The organism is Alkaliphilus transvaalensis ATCC 700919 (assembly GCF_000621485.1).
Lineage (GTDB): Bacteria > Bacillota > Clostridia > Peptostreptococcales > Natronincolaceae > Alkaliphilus > Alkaliphilus transvaalensis.
The window spans coordinates 56,416-79,137 of the sequence record NZ_KK211288.1 but is presented as its reverse complement, the minus strand read 5'-3'; the positions used below and the strand labels follow the sequence as shown (position 1 = coordinate 79,137).

Genomic DNA, 22,722 nt, shown 5'->3' with positions numbered 1-22,722 from the left:
AGGTGAACCTTACAACAAGATAAAGGGGGATTAATATGCATAGGTACATACCCAACACTGATGCCGATAAAAAACGTATGCTTGATACCATTGGTGTAAACAGTGTTGAAGATTTATTCCATGACATTCCAAAAGAGCTTCGCCTAGAAAGACCTTTGAAGGTTGAAGGACCTTTATCGGAAATGGAAATGACAAAGCATATGAAGGAACTTACTTCAAAAAACAAAGGTGTTGATGAGCTAGTTTCTTTTTTAGGGGCGGGGGCTTACGATCATTATATTCCTTCAATCGTTAAACATCTTGCAATGAGATCAGAGTTCTATACAGCATACACACCTTACCAACCAGAAATTAGTCAAGGGACATTACAGGTGATTTTTGAATATCAAACAATGATGAGTAATTTAACGGGTATGGATGTATCAAATGCTTCTATGTATGATGGCGGTACTGCCTGTGTTGAAGCTGCCATGATGGCGGTTGAAGCAACAAGAAGAGCTTCAATTGTTGTTTCTAAAACAGTTAATCCAGAAGTTAGAAAAATCTTAAAAACCTATATGAAATTTAGAGAGGTAGAAGTAATTGAAGTTGATATGGCTGACGGAGTTACTGACCTTGATAAATTGAAGGCTGTTGTAGATAAGACCACTGCAGGAGTTATTATACAAAGTCCAAATTTCTTTGGAATTATTGAAGATGTAGTGGAAGTTGAAAAACTTGTTCATGAAAACAAAGCTAACCTAATTATGTCTGTTGACCCAATTTCATTAGGATTATTAAAAAGTCCTGGGGAATTAGGGGCTGATATTGTTGTAGGTGAAGCACAAGCTCTAGGAAACGCCTTAAACTTTGGTGGACCCCATTTAGGTTTTATAGCAACTAAATCTAAGCTTGTACGTAAGATGCCAGGCAGAATTGTTGGTCAGTCAGAAGATGTAGAAGGTAAAAGAGCCTTTGTATTAACCCTACAGGCAAGGGAACAACATATTAGAAGATTTAAAGCTACTTCAAATATCTGTTCTAATCAAGCACTAAATGCCCTTATGGCATCTATTTACTTAATTACAATGGGTAAAAAAGGACTTAAGGAAGTTGCACTACAAAGCACCCAAAAAGCCCACTATGCCTTTAATCAATTGACTCAAAATGGTAAAATAAAGCCTTTATTTAATAAGCCCTTCTTTAAGGAGTTTGCTGTTACCAGTGGGGTAGAAGCCAGTCACATTAATAATGAATTATTAAAGAATAATATCATTGGCGGTTACCAACTGGATCAAGCTTATCCAGAATTAAATAATGGGTTACTTTTCTGTGTTACTGAAAAGAGAACAAAGGCTGAAATTGACCAGCTAGTAGGCTTGTTGGAGGTGATTTCCTAATGAGAAAATACGATCATCTAATATTTGAAATATCTAAAGAGGGAAGAAAAGCCTATAGTCTACCTATTAATGATGTTGATATGGGCAAAGTTGAGGATTTGATTCCTGAAGCTTTTTTAGCAGAAAAGGAAGTTGATTTACCAGAGGTTAGCGAAATTGATGTTGTAAGACATTTTACTAATCTTTCAAATAAAAATTACGGAGTAGATACTGGTTTTTATCCATTAGGTTCGTGTACCATGAAATATAATCCCAAAATTAATGAAGATATGGCGGCATTAGATGGCTTTACTTCTTTACACCCCCTACAGCCAGAGGAAACTGTCCAGGGTGCACTAGAAGTAATGTATAAATTAGATGAAATGCTAGCTGATATCGCAGGAATGGAGAGGGTATCTCTACAACCAGCTGCTGGCTCCCATGGAGAATTGGCGGGATTAATGATTATTAAATCCTACCATGAAAGTAGAGGCGATTTGAAACGTAAGAAGATTATTGTTCCAGATTCTGCCCATGGAACTAACCCAGCAACTGCAGCGGTAGCAGGGTTTGAAATTATAGAAATTAAGTCTGATAAAAACGGGGCGGTTGATCTTGATGCCCTAAAGGCAGTTTTAAATGATGAAATTGCAGGTTTAATGCTTACAAACCCAAGCACACTGGGTTTATTTGAAACAAATATTAAAGTAATTGCCGACTTGGTACACGAGGCAGGTGGATTATTATACTATGATGGCGCTAATATGAATGCTATTATGGGCCTTTCAAGACCTGGAGATATGGGCTTCGATGTAATTCACTTTAACCTTCATAAAACCTTCTCAACACCCCATGGCGGAGGTGGACCAGGTAGTGGACCAGTGGGAGTTAGGGCAGATCTAGTCCCTTTCCTACCAGTACCTGTCATTGAAAAGAAAGATGACAAATATATATTAGATTATGATCGTCCACAGACCATTGGAAAAATAAAGAATTTTTATGGTAACTTTGGTGTGATGTTAAGGGCCTACACCTATATCTTGACAATGGGGCCTGAGGGATTAAAAGAAGCTAGCGAAACAGCGGTATTAAATGCTAATTATATGATGAAGCGACTAAAGGAATATTACTATTTACCAATAGATCAAACCTGCAAGCATGAGTTTGTGCTGGGGGGATTAGGTAAAGATTCGGAAGTAACGACTTTAGATATTGCTAAGAGACTATTAGATTATGGTTACCATCCACCAACGATTTACTTCCCACTGATTGTTAATCAAGCAATTATGGTGGAGCCAACTGAAACTGAAAGTTTAGAAACCTTAGATAGCTTCATTGATACGATGATTAAAATTGCTGGAGAAGCTAAAGAAGATCCAAATCTATTGAAAAATGCTCCCTATAACACTCTTGCTAGAAGAATAGATGAAGTTAAAGCAGCAAAAGATTTAATCTTAAAGTGGAGTTAAGTGGAGCTAATAGATAGGTAGTTGGAGGTGAACAAGTGGTATTTGGGAAGAACGGTAAGGTAGAAGAAGCCTTTAAAGAAAGTATTGAAAACTCCCTTAAAGATAGAAGAAGGAAAATGTGTTCAACCTGAGACCCCCAAAAGGCGATGGCCCTAGTTTGGGGTGTAGGTGAAACCATAGCTGTAGAACACTTAGAAGCAATAAGATCTTATATTGAAATAATTGTTGGAAAAACAATTAGATTAGATTCTGGGGAGATTGTAAAGATACTAAAGGCAGATATTCGAGAAAAGAAAAGTGATTCTATGTTAATCTATCGATACCAATTAGTCACCAATTAACATAATGCTATAAATATCCCCTAAAGGGATATTTATAGCATTGATTACACTAGGAGAATTTTTAAAAAAGTTATTTAATTCATATCTTAACAATTTATGATAAGCATCTTTTACCCTACTGTTAGAAATGAATGTTGAAGGGTAATTATGGTATTAGGTTGTTAATATATGAATTAAATATACGATATACTAGTAAGGAGTTGATCCCTTTGAAATTAAATATTGTTGAATTAGGCCGTTGCGATTATGAGAAGGCCCTAGACATTCAATTTAATACATTAGAAAAAAGACAAAATAAAGAAATAGAAGATACCTTGATTTTAGTAGAACATCCTCCTGTTATTACATTAGGTAGTAATGCAATGGTAAGTAATATTATTGCTTCAGAGGAATTTTTAAAGGGGCAAGGAATCCAATTACATAAAACCAATCGTGGTGGCGATGTTACTTATCATGGACCAGGGCAAATCGTTGGTTATCCAATTATTGATATAAAGTCTAGTAAAATAGGTATTAGAAATTTTGTTAGAAACCTAGAAGAAGTCTTTATTCAACTATTAAAGGAAGAATTTCAAATTGAAGCAGGTAGACATCCAGAACATACAGGGGTATGGGTAGGAGATGAAAAAATTGTTGCTATTGGGTTGGCTGTAAAAAAAGGAGTTACAATGCATGGCTTTGCCTTTAATGTAAATACAAATCTTCAGCATTTTAATTTAATTGTTCCTTGTGGTATAGCCAATAAAGGTGTAACTTCCGTGGAAAAACTAACGGGTAAAGAGACAGACTTTACTTTTATGAATCAATTAGTGACAGAATACTTTAGTCGTGTATTTGACTACACAATAGGAGGTAATTATGGAGGTTAAAAGAAAGCCCCAGTGGCTAAGAATCAAGTTAAAACAAGACCCAAACTTTGGTTATGTTAATAATGTACTCAAGAAGTTTTCTTTAAATACAGTTTGTGAAGAAGCAAACTGCCCAAATCGGCTAGAATGCTTCAATAAAAAGACCGCCACCTTTATGATCTTGGGAAGCCAGTGTTCTAGAAACTGTAGATTTTGTAATGTTACCCATGGAGAATTACAGGCGGTAGATCCTAATGAGCCTAAAAAAGTTGCTAAAGCAGCTCAAGAACTTGGACTGCGCCATGTGGTGATAACATCTGTAACAAGAGATGACCTTCCAGACGGTGGGGCGGCCCATTTTGCTGAGACAGTTAAGGCCATCAGAGAACTAGATCCGTCAATGGTGGTGGAGGTTCTAATACCAGATCTTCAAGGAAAGGAAGAGGCTATTAGAACTGTAGTAGAAGCAAAGCCAGAAATCATTAATCATAACATTGAAACGGTACCCAGATTATATGAAGCAGTTAGACCTATGGCCATTTATCAAAGATCATTAGAGTTATTAGAGCTAGTAAAGGAAATGGACCCTACTATTTATACAAAGTCTGGCATTATGGTAGGGCTAGGCGAAACCTATGATGAAGTTATCTCGACATTAAAGGATTTAAGGGAGGTTTCCTGCGATTTTTTAACGATAGGCCAATACCTTGCCCCAAGTAAGAAACATTATCCTATTGTAGAATATGTAACCCCTGAAATCTTTAAGCAATACAAGGAGGTAGGTGAAGATCTTGGCTTTGGATATGTTGCTTCAGATCCATTGGTAAGGAGCTCCTACTATGCAGCAGATGCATTAGAGAAAAATAGAAATGTAATTAAGTCACGATAAAATTTAAACATGAAAATATATTTAATTGGCTTGCCCTTAGGACATTTCTAAGGGCTTTTATGATGTAAATAGAAGCGTGAAATGACTTAATAAAATTACATTTTTCGACATAATTTTTATATCTTCTATGATATAGTTTTTTTACGTTAAACTTAATTAAATTTATAAGATTTTAGATATTGAAATTTTATTGTATAACTACTATGAGAGAGGATTGTTGACTTTATAAGGTTTAAAGATTTGTCTTAAGTTTGTTAACATGATCTTTCCTAATAGTAGTTTTATTATATAACTTATGTTAAATTTTATAGGGCTAAAGTTATAAAAATTAGAAAATTCTAACAGAATACTACTAAATGGTTGAAAAAAACATTTTAAATAGCTATTATATAATTATAGTATAATAATTATTTTAAATATAAAAAGTATTATATAAGTTATCAATACCCAGAAAAACTGGGGGAAGGAGTACAAAATAGATGAAGTTTTCAAATCCTGGAGAAAAGGTTAAACACTTACGCATGGCTATGGGGTTAACTCAAGAGGATTTAGTTAATGACTGTCTAACATTGGAGATTGTAAGTATGATTGAAAAAAATAAGGAAAATCTTACATGGAAGACTGCTGGTCTGATTGCAGATAGTTTGAATAATTATTACAAGGCTACAGGAAAAGAAATTACAGCCGAATATCTTATGGAAGTTTCAGAAGAAGAGGCGAGAGATAACATAAAACAAGACATAGATAAGCTACAAAGAGTAATTGATTCGGGCCATGTCGATGAATCATTTATCTATAATACTTTTGAAGAAGTGATGGATACAGTAAAAATGTGGGGGTTTAAAGAAGAACTGGTAGAACTACAATTATTAAGAGGGGACTACTATTACTATTCTTACCAATATAATGAAGCCCTACAAGACTATTTAGATGTACAAGAATATTATATGAAAAATGAAGATTATAGTAAAGTTGCTAGAATGTATATTATTTTAGGAACAGTTTATCAAATGCAAATGTTAATAGATACAGCTATAATCTACTTTGTTAAGGCGGAAGATATTGTTAGGACCTATGAAACTAATAATCGACAAAAAATTATTGCCCAGTCCCTCTTTAACAGAATTATATGTTATTCTCAAATTAAGCGATATGATCTGGTCTTCAGTCATATTGAACTTTTAAAAAGTCTTAAATGGGATGATCCAATTTTTAAAAATTACTATGACCAGGCCCTTCTAATTGAGGCTAATACTTATCGAGATTTAGATAAATATATGAAGGCGGCCAAAATATATGACGTACTATTATTAAAGAAATTTCAACTAGATAAAGATACCTTATTTTTGGTCTATGAAAATTACTCTGTACTACATAGAAAACAAGGGAATATAGATATGGCACTTGAATATATTCAAAAAGCCTTAGAAATTAAAGAAGAAGTAAATATTAATTATAGACCAGCGTTATATTTATATCAAGCCCAATGTTGTAAGTTACCCGAAGAATACGAAAAAATAAAAAAATTTCTAGAAAATGGTTTAACTCTCTCAGAATGGGTATCTAAACAACATATGGTAATAGACATGCACTTTGCCTTTGTAGAATTGTACTTAAAAATGCAAGATGTTGAAGAAGTTTTAAAACATCTACAGGAGGTTGAGAGATTATTAATTGAAAAGGATTTTAAACCTAGAATGTATGATCTCTATAGTTATTATATTGAGCTCTATACAGGTTTAGGGGATGTGACTAAAGTCTTAGAATATACTAAAAAGATCCGTTCTAAGAACTATTTAACTGATTAGTAAAAGTAAAAGTAAAATGAAAATGGAGGGAAGCACAAATGAAAAAGTTTAAAGGGTTAGCAACTTCTTTAATGATTTCAGTACTATTAGTAGGTAGTTTAGTAGTATTTTGGACAGATTTGAATGTTCAAGAAGGTGAAACGACTACATTAGGTTTGCATACCATCCAAGAAAATCCAAATCCGGTAAGAGACTAGTTGGTTTTACTAGGAAAATTTTACTATTTTTCTTAAGGTTTGAATAGGCGCAACCATTGTATGTTTATTACCAAAAAAAGATAAAACATAGTATTTTGCCGTTAATTTCACTACAAAATTTTTCGAATTCGTCTTTTTTCCTAAGTCATTTAGACTTTGAAGAAGGACGGATTTTTATTTGTTAAGAAAACTTTATATAATAAGTGCCTACTTTGATGTAGAATTATATTTGAAATAACAGAAAATGGAGGGTGTTTAGAATGAAAAAAGTTCTTACTTTACTTATAATACTATCAATGATGTTTGTAGTCTTAGGGTGCCAAAAAGATGAAAAAAACCTAACATTAAGTGAGTATAAGCATGGGTCAGGATGGAGCTTTCAATATCCTGCCAGCTATGATCAGATTGGGGATGATTATGTGCAGGAATCATCTTCTGGTAAGACCCTCCAGTTTAGAATGGGAGAAGGTAGTAAAGAAGAGCTAGAAGCTTGGATAGACTCAGAAATACTTAGAAAGCTTTTGGCAGAAGAAGCAGATAATTCAATGGTTGAACCAGTAACATCTAAAAGTGTAGATCAGTTAACGATTTATCGATATACCCTTCAGTCAAAGGGTGACGGACAAGTCCACATGCTAAAAAGTACCATGTTTCATGACGGAAATAAATGGGTAGAACTTCATACAGCGATAGGGCCTATGACTGAGGAAGAGTACAATACAATAGTAGATTCTTTTAATTTTTAATGGAGTTGTTTGGGAGGTTAGGAAAATTTACCTGGAAAGGACAATTTAAAGACTTGCTTAGATAGAAGATTATATTAATAATAAAACTGCTTAGAGACTGTAAAAATGACACTTTATTGTCAAAGTTGTAATTGAAAAATTTGTTGAAGAATGTAGAGTTTACAAGTATAATGAAATTAAATAAGGCATTTGTTAACAAATATTCTGGAAATTACTAAGGTATTGAAATCAGCTGATCTAAGGTTTTTTTGATAACAGATTGATTTGATAGATTACCTATTACAGCTAGCTCTAACATAAAAGGAGAATTCTAATGAGGAGTATTAAGACAAAATTAATTATGGCGTTTGTTATTTTAATTCTATTTTCTTCCATATCTATTGGTGTTAGGTCATTACAGAAGGCGTCGGATGCCTTAAGGAAGGAAGCTGAGTTTGCAGTTGAATTGATGGCTCAAGAAGGAGCTCGCCTAACTAAAAGCCGAATTGAGACACAGCAAGTGATGTTGGAAATGATGGCTAACAGAACAGATATCGCTACAATGGATTGGGAGATTCAACAGCCCATTCTACGAAGACAAGTTTTTGGTACAGATTTCCTTGATATAGCTGTAGTACATCCTGATGGGTCTGCCTATTATACAGATGGAACAACTGCAGAACTCGGTGATCGAGATTATATCCAAAAAGCTTTTAAGGGACAGTCTAATGTATCGGATATAATAATCAGCAGAGTCACAAATCAGCCAGTTTTTATGGTTGCTACACCAATCATTAGAGATGCCCGTATTGTTGGCGTTTTAATAGGAAGGAAGGCTGGAGATTTCCTAAGTACTATTACAGATGATTCGGGTTATGGAGATACCGGTTATGCTTATATGATCAATAAAGAAGGGCTTACAGTGGCCCATCCAGATCGAGACATGGTTATGAACCAAGTAAATCCCATAGAAATGGCTCAAAATGACGAAACATATAAACCTGTAGCCAATCTTTTTAATTTGATTTTCGAAGAGGAACAGGGGTTACATCATTATTCGTTTCAAAATGAGAAGCTTTATGCCGGCTTTTCACCTATAGAAGATACCGAATGGTATTACGTAACCATAGCAAATGAAGGTGAGGTTTTAGATGCAATTCCTGCTTTAAGGAGAGAAATAGTTTGGGTAGTAATTGCTATGTTAGTTATTAGTAGTATCATTACATACATTATTGGTAATTCAATTACCAAACCGATTATAAAAACAGTAGATCAATCGAAAAAGATTGCAGACTTAGATATTACACAAAACGTAGCAGAAATATATTTAAAAAGAAAAGATGAAATTGGTATATTAGCAGGATCTTTACAGAATATTACAGAGAACTTAAGGGAGGTTATTACCCAAATAAGTAGCTCTTCTGAACAAGTATCTGCCTCATCAGAAGAATTAACGTCAACTTCTCAGCAGTCGGCCAGTACAATAGAAGAAGTAGCAAAGACGGTACAGGAGATTGCAACTGGTGCTTCTAACCAGGCAAGAAATACAGAAGAAGGAGCTAATAAAGCTGCATTATTAGAAAAAATAGTAAATAAGGATCAAGAACTGATAGAAAACTTAAATGATTCTTCAAATAAAATATCAATGGTAGTAAATGAAGGGCTAGAAGAAATTAATAATCTATCTAAAATAACCGATGAAAGTAGTATAGCTACAAAAGAAATCTACAATGTGATTCTTAAGACCAATGACAGTTCTAATAAAATTGGAGAGGCTAGTAATGTAATTACATCAATTGCAGATCAGACAAACTTATTGGCGTTAAATGCAGCTATAGAAGCAGCTAGGGCTGGAGATGCTGGTAAGGGGTTTGCTGTTGTAGCTGAAGAAATTAGAAAGTTAGCAGAGCAGTCAGCAAGTTCAACAAATACCATTACTGAGATTGTTTACGAATTACAAAGTAATGCTAAAAATGCAGTCACAACAATGGAAAGAGTCTCAAGTATCACTCAAGAGCAATCGGCCAGTGTAATTAATAATAAAAATAAATATACTGCCATAGCCCAAGCCATAGAAAGTACCCTTGAAGTAGTGGCAGAGCTTAACATTTCAAGTGATGAATTAAAGGAAATAAAGGATGAAATTAACGATCTAATGGATAATATATCTGCTATTGCACAGGAAAATTCTGCAGCAACCCAGCAAGTATCAGCATCTATGGAGGAACAGACAGCTTCCATTGATGAAATCGCCAGTTCCAGTGAGGATCTTTCAGAGTTGGCTCAAAACCTACAATCAATCATTATGAGATTTAAAATATAAAAAAACCCAAAGTGGCAAATGATAGTGGAATTTGGGAGATTTGGAGTTAATCAATATGATTACAAAGAAAAATATCATAAGAAATGAAGCCTTAGGGATTCAAGAGAAAACCATAGAAGAAGATGGAATTAAAGAATTTTTAGATATAATCTTTGAAACAACCCATGACATAATTGTACTATCAGACCCCCGTGGGAGAGTGGTTGAGTGTAATAAACAACTAGAAGAAATTACGGGATATAAAGATGAAGAAATTATAGGAACCAAATGGATAAATTATTTTGATGAAGATTTTAATGTTGAGGAAACCTCTATTAGCAGGATAGTAAATAAATTTGGGCAAGAAATAGAGATTCAATGGAAACATAAGTTGCTTTATTATAAAAATGGAGGCGTAAAAGGGATTCTTTCAGTTGGACAAGATGTGACTTACTTAAATACAATAGAAAAAAAGTTGCATTATATGACTTACTATAGTCCCTTAACAGATATGCCTAATCGCACCTACTTTGAAGTACAAACCAACAGGATTATTCAAGAGAAAAAGTCTAAAGAGAAGTTAATTTTACTCTATATAGATATTGACAATATTAAGTATTTGAATGATACTTTTGGGCACTTTTCAGGAAATAAGCTACTTCAATATGTTAGCAATGTATTAAAGGGGCAAATTAAAAAACCAAACCTTATCGCCCATCTAGGGGGAGATGAGTTTGCTATTTTATTTAATGATATTAACAAATTAAATAATATACTAAAAATTATCGAAGATACCCAAAAACTATTAAAGCAACCTTTACTTTTTAATGAAAATGAGATTTTTACTTCGGCAAGTATTGGGGTTGCCATTTACCCAGACCATGGAACTGATGCAGTTACCCTTTTAAAGAATGCAGAAACAGCCATGTATCTTAGTAAGGAATCGGAGAAGGGTAGTTATAGTTTTTATTCAAAGAGTCTTGAAAATAAAATTGTTCAAAGTACTTGGCTCACCAATGAACTTAGAAAGGCCATTAAAAAGGAAGAATTTGTTCCCTATTACCAGCCTTTAATAGACCTATCTACTGGAGGGATCATTGGCGTAGAGGTATTATTAAGGTGGAAACACCCTATAAGAGGCTGGATATCACCGGAAGAGTTTATTCCAGTGGCCGAATCCAGTGGATTAATTTTAGACATAGGTAAATGGGTATTTGAACACGCATGCAAGCAAAAGCAAATCTGGAATCAAAAAGGACATTCAAATATCAAAATGTCAATCAATTTATCCAATAAAGAATTAAGAAAAAAAGAACTATTGATAGATATTAAACAAATGATAGAAAAATATGCCTTAGATTATACGGATATTCAGGTGGAGATTACAGAAACAGCTGCGATAATTAACTTAGATATTGCCGTTAGTATACTTCAACAATTAAAGGCATTGGGGATCAAAATAGCACTAGATGACTTTGGTAAGGGCTATTCATCTTTAAACTACTTAAAGTCTTTACCTATCGATATTATTAAGTTGGATCGAAGCTTTATTAAAAGTATTCAAGATGAGAATGAGAAAGAAGAGATTATTCATACTGTCATTCAGCTAGGTCATATTTTAAATTCTAAGATCGTTGCTGAAGGGATTGAAACAAAAAATCAACTAAATTTTTTAATGAAAAATAATTGTGATATTGGACAGGGTTATTTGTTTTCTAAACCTTTGCCAGCTGAAGAAGTAGAACTATTATTAGTTTCTAATAAAGCTTATATAAGATGACCTGTATAAAAAGAATTTTTCTTATAAAAACCCATCAAAAATGGGTTTTTTTTGAGGAAATTGATAATACAATAACTATCCATGTTAAAGTTACGTTGCAATTACATAAAAATAAACTTATAAAAAATTAAGGTTAATTATGCAATTTACTTATTACATTAATAACCAAAAGGTATAAGTACTGTTATTCTTTAAATTGCAAGAAAGTTAGTTAAATAAGTAACTTGCTAAAGATTACCACGGTATTTTTAAAGAAAGGAACATTTACTTTTTTGTCGAAATATGTTATATTTAAATAAGCGGTTTGAATAATTATTTAAGGATTCTAAATAATTGGAAAAATCTCGACAATAGCAAACTTATTGAAAGATAAGGACGCAAAGCCATGGGTCTAAGGAAGAAATTCTATGATTGCCAGGTTGCCGAGAATATGGACATAATTCGTTCGGCACCTATAAAACTTGGTTGTAGGTGTTATTTTTTTACAATTACCTACCCGTTGATTCTATTAATTTGAGGAGGAGTCTTTATGGAAAATGAAAAGGGAAAAGAAAAGAAGAAGGTAAAAGTTAAAAATAGTGGGTCTAAAAAGTTAAAAAGTAATAAGGTTAGAAATCAATTAATTATTTCGATGGTGTTAATTGTTATGTTACCTATTAGTATATTAGGGGTTCTAACCTATCAAAAATCCTTTAGTATTTTAGATGAGAAGCTTGCATCGACTACAGAGCAAATTACTAGAGAAGCCGGGGAAAACTTAAATGAATACTTAAGAGGTATTGAAAAACAGGTAGAAGCCCTATCTAATAACTCAATAATTGCTGAGATAGCAGCAGACCATGAAGAATCTGATCTTCCTTACGATTCTATGGAATTAGGAATGGAGCTTTTAGGAAACTTTGCTGATAGCAATGCTACAGTTATTAATACATATGTAGGAACCCAGAAGGGTGGCATGTATATTTATCCTGCTACAACTTTACCGGAGGATTTTGACCCAAGAGCAAGACCCTGGTATGATGCAGCCCTTAAGAATAGTGGTAGAGTTGCCTGGTCTGAGCCCTATGTTGACACAGCCAGTAATGAAATTACCATAACGGCAGCTAAAACAGTGGTTAAAAATGGACAAACCTTAGGGGTAGTGGCCTTTGATGTCGATTTAAAAATGATTACAGAAAAATTAGCGCAAGTTGAATTGGGCGACAGTGGATATATAGTAGTTGCAACAGGCAGTGGAAGGGTTTTAATTCATCAAAATGCTGATATTGTTGGTACAGATGATATAAAAAAACAATCTTTTTGGGAGGAAGTAAGTTCAAATCATAGGGGCTTTTTAAGATATGAATTTAATGATAGTAATCGTTTTGCTAGTTATGTAACTAATGGAAGTACAGGGTGGAAAATTTTAGGGATTCTTTCTGAAGAAGAGTTATTAGATGATACTAAGATTATTAGAGATTATATTATGTTTGGATCTCTGTTGGCTATCATTGCTGCAAGTTTATTTGCCTTATTTATTGCTAGAAGGATATCTACACCGTTAAATCTAATTAAAGAAGCCTTCGGAAAAGCAGCTACAGGAGACTTAAATGTTAAGATTGAAATTAAGAGAAAAGATGAGTTTGGTGATTTAAGCGATAGCTTCAATCTTATGATTACAAATATTAAAGCTTTAATTTATGAGGTAACAAATTCTTCTAAGACGGTGGTGGAAACATCAGCTGCATTGGCAGATATTACAGAACAAACCAGTGTAGCCACCAATGAAGTTGCATTAACTATTGAAGAAATCGCAAAGAGTGCTGGAGAGCAAGCTAGGGATACAGAGTCGGGTGCAACAAAAATTGATAGTTTAGCTCATAAAATTGAAGATGTTCAAAGATCCACAAAACAAGTATATGATGTATCAGAAGAGACAAATGGTTTAAGTGAACAAGGATTAAAGGCAGTTAAGGTTCTATTGGAAAAAGCAGCAGAAAGTAGTAAAGCATCAGAAGAAGTAGGGGCAATTGTTTTCGGTGTTAATGAAAGCTCAGAAGCTATTGGTGTTATTACTCAAACAATAACTCAAATTGCTGAACAAACAAATCTTTTAGCCTTAAATGCAGCGATCGAGGCTGCAAGGGCAGGTGAAGCAGGAAGAGGATTTGCAGTAGTTGCTGACGAAATTAGGAAATTGGCAGAGCAATCTGGCAAAGCAACTGATGAAATTAGAGCAATTATTGAAGATATTCAAGCAAGATCTCAATCGGCTGTTAATGCAATGGAATTGGCTAATGATGTTGTTGAAGAACAAAATAAAGCAGTTAAAGAAACAGAAGAAGTCTTTAACAAAATTTCCTCTGCAATTACGACTGTGTTAGATAACATGAAGGCTGTTAGAGAATATACTAAAGAAATGGCACAAGAGAAGGATGAGATTGTAGTCGTAATTCAAAACGTTTCAGCTACCTCAGAAGAAACATCAGCAGCAACTCAGCAGGTATCAGCAGCAACGGAAGAACAATTGGCTTCAATTGAAGAAGTTTCAAGCCATGCCACCGATTTAAAAAATCTTGCTATTCAATTACAAGAATCTATTACTAAATTTAAGATAGACTAGGGTTGGATAATAGAAGGTAAATTGGCAATAATAGAAAAATAATAGGATAAATCTTGTCGGTTGCCTTGACACAATTACAAAGTTAAGTGTATAATCATATTTAAATTAATAATAATAGCGAAGATAAGGACAGTAATAAAAAGAGGGATTTACAGAGACATAATCAGATGCTGAAAGATTATGATGAGGGCTTTTTATGAAGATCACCTTGGAGCTGAAAACTTGAAGCTTTAGTAGAGTTTTCCGTAGACATACGTTATCATGTAATGAGTGACAGGTAGATTTTTTAGGCCTGTAATCAGGGTGGTACCACGGTTAATTCGTCCCTAAGCATATGCTTAGGGACTTATTTTTTTATCAATAATAATCTATAAATCTATAAAACTTAATAGGGAGACTTTGACCTATAATAGTGGGAAAAGAAAAATAGTTCTTTAAAAATTAGATAAATGAGAGGAAGATAAAGTTATGGAAAAGTATAAAGCATTATCCAATTTACCCGTGGCTCAACGGGAAAATGCTATTGCTGATCAATGGGATCAAAATGATATCTTAGGTAAAAGTATCTCTACCCGTGAAAATGGTAAGTCATTTGTGTTTTTCGAAGGGCCTCCAACTGCTAATGGAAGACCTGGTATTCATCACGTTATTTCAAGAACATTAAAGGACTCTGTGTGTCGTTATAAAACGATGACAGGCCATCAGGTGAAACGTAAAGCTGGATGGGATACCCATGGGCTTCCTGTAGAAATTGAAGTGGAAAAACAACTTAAATTATCCAGCAAGCAAGAAATTGAAGATTATGGTATTGATAAATTTAATGAGAAATGTCGTGAATCCGTATTTACTTATGAAAAATTATGGAGGGATATGACTAAAAGAATGGGTTATACAATAGATTTAGATAACCCCTACATTACATTAGATAATAATTATATCGAGTCTATCTGGTGGATTTTAGACCAGTTCTTTAAAAAGGATTATATCTATGAAGGGCATAAAATTCTACCCTATTGTCCTCGATGTGGAACAGGATTAGCTTCCCATGAAGTTTCCCAAGGGTATAAGGAAATTAAGTCTAATACAGTAATTGTTCCAATGAAGCGTAAGGATGCCGAAGAGTACTTCCTTGTTTGGACTACAACTCCTTGGACATTAGCTTCTAACGTTGCCTTGGCAGTTCATCCAGAAGTAGATTATGTTAAAGCAAAACAAGAAGATAAAGTATATTATGTTGCAGCAAAGTTAGCGGGTAAAGTACTAGGTGAAGATTTTGAGATTTTGGAAGAATTAAAGGGTAAAGATTTAGAGTACATTGAATATGAACAACTAATGCCCTTTGTTGAGCCAGATAAAAAAGCCTTCTTTGTAACATTAGCTGAATACGTTACAACTGAAGATGGTACAGGGATTGTTCACATTGCTCCTGCCTTTGGGGAAGATGACTACCAAGTAGGTAGAAAGTATGATCTACCAGTACTACAGCCAGTTGATGAAGGTGGTAAATACACAACGACTCCTTGGGAAGGAAAGTTTGTAATGGACTGTGATGTAGACATTATCAAATGGCTACATGGGGAAGGTAAATTATATAAGAAGGAAAAAGTAGATCATAATTATCCCCATTGTTGGAGATGTTCTACGCCACTTTTATATTATGGAAAGCCAAGCTGGTATATAGAAGTTACAAAAATGAAGGATCAATTAATTGCTAACAATAATAGTGTTAACTGGTACCCAGACTATGTTGGTGAGAAACGATTTGGAAACTGGTTAGAGAATGTTAATGATTGGGCCCTTTCAAGAAATCGCTATTGGGGTACGCCGTTAAATATATGGAAATGTCAATGTGGTCACCTAACATCAATCGGTTCGAGAAAAGAATTAGTGGACAGAGCTTTAGAAGATATTGATGAAACAATTGAACTTCATAGACCATATGTAGATGATATTCATCTAAAGTGTGAAAAGTGTGAAGGAACAATGACAAGGGTAACAGAAGTAATTGATTGTTGGTTTGATAGTGGCGCAATGCCTTTTGCCCAACATCATTACCCATTTGAAAATACAGAGAATTTTGATGAACTTTTCCCTGCTGACTATATCTGTGAAGGAATCGATCAAACTAGAGGATGGTTCTACTCGTTATTGGTTATATCAACCTTTGTTAAAGGTGTAGCACCTTATAAAAATGTACTAGTGAATGATTTAATCTTAGATAAAGATGGCAGAAAAATGTCTAAATCAAAGGGGAATACAGTTGATCCATTTCAATTATTCGATCAATATGGAGCCGATGTTCTAAGATGGTATCTTTTATATGTATCACCAGCATGGACACCAACTAAGTTTGATATTGAAGGATTAAAGGAAGTTCAAAGTAAGTTCTTTACCACTATTCAAAATGTATATACCTTCTTTACTCTATATGCTAATACCGATGGAATAGATGCTAAAGGATTCTTTGTACCTTACCAACAACGACCAGAGTTAGATCGTTGGATTCTTTCTAAGTACAACAGTTTATTAGGGGCAATTGAATCAGACTTAGGAGCATTTGATTTAACTAAGGCAGTTAGAAAGATTCAAGAGTTTGTAAATGAAGATCTTTCTAATTGGTATATTAGAAGGGCTAGAAGACGTTTCTGGGCTACAGAGCTTACAGATGATAAAAAATCTGTATATAATACTACCTTTGAAATTTTAGTAGGAGTAGCTAAAATGGTGGCACCTTTTGCTCCCTTCTTATCAGAAGAAATGTATCAAAACCTAACAGGAGACCTATCTGTTCATTTGGCAGATTATCCAGTTGTTAATGAAGAGTTAGTGGATAAGGATGTAGAAGAAAAGATGGATCTTGTAAGAAATCTAGTAGGCTTAGGTCGTGCAGCAAGAGCCCAAGCTAAAATTAAAGTTCGTCAACCTTTACAAAAGATATTAGTCGATGGCAAGTATGAAACTTTAATTAATGACCTTGTACCATTAATGATGGAAGAGTTGAATATTAAAGAAGTTGTATTTGAAAAGAATTTAAAGGATTACATGAACTTTAATTTAAAGCCAAACTTTAAGGTGGCTGGGTCTATATTAGGACCTAAAATAAAATTATTAGGTAAAGTATTGGCTCAATTAGATGCTGCTGAAGTAACGGCAAAACTTGAGGCTGGCGAAACAATTACAGTAGAACTTGATGGTGAGCAAGTAGAAATACAGAAGGATTATGTATTAATTACAATTGCTGCAAAGGAAGGTTTTACTGTTGAAACAGAAAATAACTTATTTGTTATTTTAGATACTACTTTAACACAAGATCTACTAGATGAAGGTTTTGCTAGAGAGTTTATCTCTAAAGTTCAGCAAATGAGAAAAAATAGCAATTTTGAGGTAACGGATCAAATTAAGGTTTACTTTAATGGAGACGAAGAAATCTCTAATGCTATAGCAGCCTTTAAAGATTATATTATGCAAGAAACATTGGCGGTATCAATTGAAACGGTATCGGATGCTGGTTTAGAAAAGCAAAATCTAAATGATCATGAAACAGGTATAAAAGTAGAAAGAATTTAATTAATAATGATAGGGGCTTCAGCTATTTTCTTAGCTGGAGCCTCTATCTGTTTATTATGAACCTTTATTAGAAACCTTTTTAAAAAGCTTATAGTTTGGTATGTAAAGTTAATAAAATAAATGATGTAATGTAAATTTAATTTTAATTTCCTTTAGGGAACATTGAAATATCTATTAATATTTAGTATAGTAAATTTATGGAATGAGTGGATGTATAAGGATTTAAGCTAAATTGACATAAGATTAGAAATATTAACGAAAGGAGTTTTAAAGATGGAAATCTTAAAGGCTGGAGACAAAATTAAGCGGCTAAGAAAAGAATTGGGACTAAAGCAAGATGATATCACCAATGCAGCAGTAACAAGAAGCCTAATTAGTATGATTGAAAATAACAAACGGACTTTAAGTTGGCAAACTGCACAAATTATTGCAGATTGTCTTAATCAATATTACAAAAATGCAGGAAAAATAATTACCCCACAATTTTTAATGGAAACCGAAGTAGACCAAGCAAGAAATATTATTAATACTCAAGTGAAGCTTATTGAAGCTAGTCTTCTTTCTCAATCTATAAATTCTATACACTTATATCAATCAATTGATCGTTTGATGAAATTAGCGGATGAATGGAATGTCGAAAAAGAAATGGCAGACCTATTAAAGCTAAGAGGAGAAATACACTATTATGATATTCAATATAATGACGCCCTAAATGACTATTTCAACGCCTTAGAATATTACCTTTCAGTTAAAGATTTAGAACAGGTTGCAAGCATATATCGTTTAATAGGAATGGCTTATGAAAAGCAAGGCCTGCTTCAACAGGCATTAATGTATTATTTTAAGTCTAATAAAGTTGTAATAGAGAATAACACTACAAATAAAGATACTGTAATGCTTTCTACAATAGTTAATATTATTATTTGTTATCGAAAACTTAAAAAATATGATATGGTTTTTGAGTATATAAAATTATTTAATAATTTACCTTATTATGACGATATTTCTTATAATGAGGTACTCATTATGGAGGCTAATACCTATCGTGATCTAAAGAATTACCATCAGGCAGAAAAAATTTATGATAAACTTTTATTACGAGTTGATCGACTAGATTCTAATACCCTATTTAGACTCTACAATAACTGTGGAAACCTTCATAGAAAAAAGGGGAACATATCCCAAGCAATAGATTATATCGATGAAGCCTTAAAGTTGGAGGGTAAAATAAGGCCCCCTTACTTATTAGATTTATATCGAGAAAAAGCCAAATGTCTAATTTTGATAAAGGAATATAATAAAGCCCTCTCCGTCTTAGAAAAAGGTTTACAGATTGCAGAAGGGGTGGTTGCAATTGAATCAATTATTGATTATCATTTAGCCTTAGCAGAGGTATATATGCTTCTTAGGGATTTTCATAATGCAAAAAAACATTTAGAGATATCAGAAAGTTTAATTTTGGGTCGAAACATCAAATCTAAAATCCATCAGTTATATAGTCGATATGCCGAATTATATTGCCATTTAAACCAGCAAGATCTTTGCCTAGAATACATTATTAAACTACAAGTTAATCGGATGAGTTAAGGATCATTAGATATCAGGATTATAGGTAAAAACCACATGAATTAGTTAAAACTGTAGCATAATAACAAAAATAGCTTTATATGGAGGCGATTAGATGGGTAATTTACTCGGAGTCGTAATAGTTCCTCATCCACCAATCATCTTACCACTAATTGGGCAAGGAGAAGAAGATAATGCAAAAGCTACAATTGTCGGGCTACAGGAAATAGCTTCTTTAATTAAAGAAAAAGCTCCTGAAATGATCATTTGTATCACTCCCCATGGAAATGTTTTTGATGATGGGATATGTATATTAGATGAGAATGCAATTAGTGGTAATCTAGGAGAATTTGGAGCTGAAGAAATAAAAATAGAGAAGGCTTTAGATCAGGATTTTATAGATCGACTAGTTGATTTTTTCCTAGAAAAGGAAGTTCCCAGTGTTTTTCTAAGTAAAAATCTTGCCAAAGAATATGCCACCGCCCTCACCCTTGATCATGGGACGATGATTCCCCTTTGTTATATTGATCAAGAATATAGTCAATATAAACTAGTCCACATAACGATTGGCATGATGGAGTTGTTAGATTTGTACGAAATTGGTACTTTTATTAGAAGCGTAATAGAGGACTATCGTAAGTCAGCCCTTCTACTTATTAGTGGAGATTTATCCCATGCCTTGTCTGAAGATGCACCAGCAGGATATCACCCTGAAGCTAAAGAATTTGATCATTTAATTCTTCAATCCTTAAAAAATGGTAAAATTGAAGATCTTTTATGGATACCTGATGAAGTTAGCAATACAGCTGCTGAATGTGGTTTAAGGCCCATCATTATGGGACTTGGGTTTTTGGATGGATATCGAATAGATGCTCATATACACTCCTATGAAGCTCCCTTTGGAGTAGGGTATCTAAATGCCAGTATTGAAGCCAATGAAGTATCGGAAAGTTTATTAGCTAAAATGCAAAGGAAAAGACACTTAGCTTACCTAGGGAAAAAGCGCACAGAAAGTATACCTGTATCCCTTGCAAGGGCCACTATTGAAGAATGGGTTGGTAAAGGTCAGCAGTTAGACTGGGAAACATTTCAAGAATTAATACTGCAAAAGGATTTTGTATACGAGTTGGATCGTAATAGGGCAGGGGTTTTTGTCTCAGTCTATAAGAAGGGGGATTTAAGGGGGTGTATGGGGACATATACACCTAACCAGCAAAGCATAGCAGAGGAAATTATTCATAATGCCATTATGGCAGTTACTGAAGACCCAAGGTTTTATCCATTGCGAAAAAATGAATTAAAGGATATAGAAATAAAAGTTGATATTTTACATAAATTAGTAAGGGTGGAAAGTATAGAAGAGCTAGATGCTAAAAAATATGGGATCTACATAGAAGGAAAGGGTAAAAGTAGTTTGTTACTACCTAATCTAGAGGGAGTTGAGACCCCAAAAGAACAAATAGAAATAGCTAGAGAAAAGGCAGATATTGGTCTAGCAGAGGAAATTGATCTTTACCGATTTGAAGTCACAAGATATGAATAAGTGAGGCAAGAACTCCCTCTTAGACTTCAATTAGTTCAAGAAATCTTAATGAGATTAATTAAAATGCTTAATCAAACAAATTGTTGAAGAATTAAGAAAAATAGTGTATAATTATAAGTTATAAATAATTAATTATTAGCATGAATAATTAACTACAAATGAAAATTTTTGCAGGGGAGGGAATCAATTGAAGTTTAACATAAAGGATGTTGCAAGAAAAGCAGGCGTTTCGATCTCAACGGTTTCTAGAGTTGTAAATGATAGTAAAGTCGTAAAGCCAGAGACCCACGAGAAGGTAATGAAGGCCATTGAAGAGTTGGGATATAAGCCAAATGCTATTGCCAGAAGCTTAAAAGTAAAGAATACAAAGACCATAGGAATTTTAATACCAGATATATCTAATCAATTCTATCCAGAAGTAGTAAGGGGGATAGAAGACATTGCAAATATGTATCAATATAATATCTTTCTATGTAATACAGACTTAGACCCAGAAAAAGAAACTAAGTACTTTGACATACTAGCAGAGAAACAAGTAGATGGAATCATTTTTATTAGTAACATTGTATCTGAAGCCCTTTATAAAAAGTTTAAAGTCTATGATATTCCTGTAGTGCTTATTGGAGCCGATTATGAAGATGTTCCTTCGGTAAGTATTGATAATGTGGGAGCTAGTAAATCTATTGTAAATTACCTTATTAAAAAAGGGCATAAACGAATTGCCACCATTGTTGGTAAAAACTCAGACCCAGTAATGGGGGTCGCCCGTTTAGAAGGGTATAAAACGGCCCTAAGGGAAGCTAATATCTCAATTGATAATGAACTGATCATAGAAGGTGGACATCGTTACAAGAGTGGATACGAGGGGGCAAAACGATTATTAGAGCTAGAAGAACCGCCAACAGCAATATTTGCCACTAATGACGAAATGGCCATTGGCACATTGCGGGCTGCTTTAGAACAGGGGTTAGATATTCCAGAGGACCTAGCTATTGTAGGTTTCGACAATATTGATATGGCAGGAAAGGTGTATCCTGCATTAACAACAGTTGCTCAACCGATGTATGAAATGGGGGCTATCGCAACTAGGGTACTTACAAAGATCTTAAACGAAGAAGAGTTAGAAACTCGTAAAATTGTATTAAACTATAGCTTATTAGAAAGAGAAAGTAGTTAGAAATTAGAGACTGGGGATTAAGACTAGGATGTTAAAAATAGGGAGGGGATAAGGTTATGAAGCTTGTGGGGGGATATGAAAAAGAAAGTAATGGAATTGAAATTAACTTTCAGCTAGAAAACATGCTAAATAACAGTGTATCGTTGACTTTTCCATCGGGTCAACAGTATGAAATCTATATCGTAAATGATGGTGGTGAAGAAGTATATCGGTATTCAGAGGATCGCTTTTTTACAATGGCTATGATGATGAAGCAACTGGAACCAGGTGAAAGACTAAGCTGGAAGGAAGTTTGGAACTATACGAATAAAGCGGGTCAAAAACTTACAAATGGACAATATAAAGTATATGTAGAATTAAAGGCTATGGCAGATGACCCCGGTATAGTATCTCGAAGTAATTTACAACTAACATTAGAATTAAATATTTAATTCGATAGAGCCTGATTAACTTCAGGCTCTATTCATGTCTGTGGGCTTGCCATTTGAATAAATTAAGAAAGTTATGTATAATTAAATATGTGAAATAGCAATTATTCAATTTAAGTAGA

Annotated in this window: 16 protein-coding genes, 1 riboswitch and 1 other annotated feature; all 16 genes read left to right on the top strand. The window is 33.8% G+C overall.

Translation table 11 applies throughout. The features are described from left to right. Positions 1-35: 35 nt before the first annotated feature. The 16 genes from gcvPA to T335_RS21825 all read left to right on the top strand — a co-directional run bounded on the left by gcvPA (position 36) and on the right by T335_RS21825 (position 22,603). Positions 36-1,379, top strand: a complete 1,344-nt coding sequence (gene gcvPA, locus T335_RS0118595) for an aminomethyl-transferring glycine dehydrogenase subunit GcvPA (protein WP_026478868.1) — start codon at positions 36-38, stop codon at positions 1,377-1,379. Continuing rightward, positions 1,379-2,827 carry an aminomethyl-transferring glycine dehydrogenase subunit GcvPB gene (gcvPB, locus tag T335_RS0118590; protein WP_026478867.1) on the top strand — a complete coding sequence of 483 codons (1,449 nt, stop codon included), beginning with the start codon at positions 1,379-1,381 and terminating at the stop codon, positions 2,825-2,827. The genes gcvPA and gcvPB overlap by 1 nt, the downstream gene beginning before the upstream one ends. Before the next feature lie 146 nt (positions 2,828-2,973). Continuing rightward, complete coding sequence (locus T335_RS0118580) at positions 2,974-3,168, top strand: hypothetical protein (RefSeq protein ID WP_026478866.1); 195 nt, start codon at positions 2,974-2,976, stop codon at positions 3,166-3,168. Between the two features lie 209 nt (positions 3,169-3,377). After that, a complete protein-coding gene (gene lipB, locus T335_RS0118575) occupies positions 3,378-4,037 on the top strand; it encodes a lipoyl(octanoyl) transferase LipB (protein WP_026478865.1) in 660 nt (219 codons plus the stop codon). Next, positions 4,027-4,905, top strand: coding sequence for a lipoyl synthase (gene lipA, locus T335_RS0118570; protein ID WP_026478864.1), 879 nt, complete (start codon positions 4,027-4,029; stop codon positions 4,903-4,905). Before lipB ends, lipA begins: the two co-directional genes overlap by 11 nt. A gap of 479 nt (positions 4,906-5,384) precedes the next feature. Then, positions 5,385-6,713, top strand: coding sequence for a helix-turn-helix domain-containing protein (locus tag T335_RS0118565; RefSeq protein WP_026478863.1), 1,329 nt, complete (start codon positions 5,385-5,387; stop codon positions 6,711-6,713). Between the two features lie 38 nt (positions 6,714-6,751). Continuing rightward, complete coding sequence (locus T335_RS22415; protein ID WP_156943729.1) at positions 6,752-6,910, top strand: hypothetical protein; 159 nt, start codon at positions 6,752-6,754, stop codon at positions 6,908-6,910. A gap of 260 nt (positions 6,911-7,170) precedes the next feature. After that, complete coding sequence (locus T335_RS0118555) at positions 7,171-7,656, top strand: hypothetical protein (protein WP_026478862.1); 486 nt, start codon at positions 7,171-7,173, stop codon at positions 7,654-7,656. 313 nt (positions 7,657-7,969) lie between these two features. Further along, the gene (locus T335_RS0118550; protein WP_026478861.1) at positions 7,970-9,958 is read left to right on the top strand and encodes a methyl-accepting chemotaxis protein; all 1,989 of its coding nucleotides are present in this window, start codon (positions 7,970-7,972) and stop codon (positions 9,956-9,958) included. A gap of 55 nt (positions 9,959-10,013) precedes the next feature. Further along, complete coding sequence (locus T335_RS21340; RefSeq protein WP_051569416.1) at positions 10,014-11,717, top strand: sensor domain-containing protein; 1,704 nt, start codon at positions 10,014-10,016, stop codon at positions 11,715-11,717. A 342-nt stretch (positions 11,718-12,059) separates the two neighbouring features. Next, positions 12,060-12,144: riboswitch (cyclic di-GMP riboswitch) on the top strand. Positions 12,145-12,246: 102 nt separating this feature from the next. Further along, on the top strand, positions 12,247-14,319 hold the full coding sequence (locus tag T335_RS0118540; protein WP_026478860.1) for a methyl-accepting chemotaxis protein: 2,073 nt from the start codon (positions 12,247-12,249) through the stop codon (positions 14,317-14,319). Between the two features lie 111 nt (positions 14,320-14,430). Further along, positions 14,431-14,650, top strand: a binding site (T-box leader). Between the two features lie 137 nt (positions 14,651-14,787). Beyond that, positions 14,788-17,886, top strand: a complete 3,099-nt coding sequence (gene ileS, locus T335_RS0118535; protein WP_026478859.1) for an isoleucine--tRNA ligase — start codon at positions 14,788-14,790, stop codon at positions 17,884-17,886. 273 nt (positions 17,887-18,159) lie between these two features. Continuing rightward, a complete protein-coding gene (locus tag T335_RS0118530; RefSeq protein WP_026478858.1) occupies positions 18,160-19,473 on the top strand; it encodes a helix-turn-helix domain-containing protein in 1,314 nt (437 codons plus the stop codon). Positions 19,474-19,567: 94 nt separating this feature from the next. After that, a complete protein-coding gene (amrA, locus tag T335_RS0118525) occupies positions 19,568-20,995 on the top strand; it encodes an AmmeMemoRadiSam system protein A (protein ID WP_026478857.1) in 1,428 nt (475 codons plus the stop codon). Between the two features lie 187 nt (positions 20,996-21,182). Then, positions 21,183-22,172: a LacI family DNA-binding transcriptional regulator gene (locus tag T335_RS0118520; RefSeq protein ID WP_026478856.1), complete on the top strand. Its 990-nt coding sequence runs from the start codon at positions 21,183-21,185 to the stop codon at positions 22,170-22,172. A gap of 56 nt (positions 22,173-22,228) precedes the next feature. After that, positions 22,229-22,603: a BsuPI-related putative proteinase inhibitor gene (locus T335_RS21825; protein ID WP_051569415.1), complete on the top strand. Its 375-nt coding sequence runs from the start codon at positions 22,229-22,231 to the stop codon at positions 22,601-22,603. The last annotated feature ends 119 nt before the right edge of the window (positions 22,604-22,722 follow it).

Excerpts from the sequence above, each read along its gene's own strand:
- gcvPA (WP_026478868.1), top strand. The coding sequence starts at position 36 with ATGCATAGGTACATACCCAACACTGATGCCGATAAAAAACGTATGCTT.
- gcvPB (WP_026478867.1), top strand. The coding sequence starts at position 1,379 with ATGAGAAAATACGATCATCTAATATTTGAAATATCTAAAGAGGGAAGA.
- T335_RS0118580 (WP_026478866.1), top strand. The coding sequence starts at position 2,974 with ATGGCCCTAGTTTGGGGTGTAGGTGAAACCATAGCTGTAGAACACTTA.
- lipA (WP_026478864.1), top strand. The coding sequence starts at position 4,027 with ATGGAGGTTAAAAGAAAGCCCCAGTGGCTAAGAATCAAGTTAAAACAA.
- T335_RS0118565 (WP_026478863.1), top strand. The coding sequence starts at position 5,385 with ATGAAGTTTTCAAATCCTGGAGAAAAGGTTAAACACTTACGCATGGCT.
- T335_RS22415 (WP_156943729.1), top strand. The coding sequence starts at position 6,752 with ATGAAAAAGTTTAAAGGGTTAGCAACTTCTTTAATGATTTCAGTACTA.
- T335_RS0118555 (WP_026478862.1), top strand. The coding sequence starts at position 7,171 with ATGAAAAAAGTTCTTACTTTACTTATAATACTATCAATGATGTTTGTA.
- T335_RS0118550 (WP_026478861.1), top strand. The coding sequence starts at position 7,970 with ATGAGGAGTATTAAGACAAAATTAATTATGGCGTTTGTTATTTTAATT.
- T335_RS21340 (WP_051569416.1), top strand. The coding sequence starts at position 10,014 with ATGATTACAAAGAAAAATATCATAAGAAATGAAGCCTTAGGGATTCAA.
- T335_RS0118540 (WP_026478860.1), top strand. The coding sequence starts at position 12,247 with ATGGAAAATGAAAAGGGAAAAGAAAAGAAGAAGGTAAAAGTTAAAAAT.
- ileS (WP_026478859.1), top strand. The coding sequence starts at position 14,788 with ATGGAAAAGTATAAAGCATTATCCAATTTACCCGTGGCTCAACGGGAA.
- T335_RS0118530 (WP_026478858.1), top strand. The coding sequence starts at position 18,160 with ATGGAAATCTTAAAGGCTGGAGACAAAATTAAGCGGCTAAGAAAAGAA.
- amrA (WP_026478857.1), top strand. The coding sequence starts at position 19,568 with ATGGGTAATTTACTCGGAGTCGTAATAGTTCCTCATCCACCAATCATC.
- T335_RS21825 (WP_051569415.1), top strand. The coding sequence starts at position 22,229 with ATGAAGCTTGTGGGGGGATATGAAAAAGAAAGTAATGGAATTGAAATT.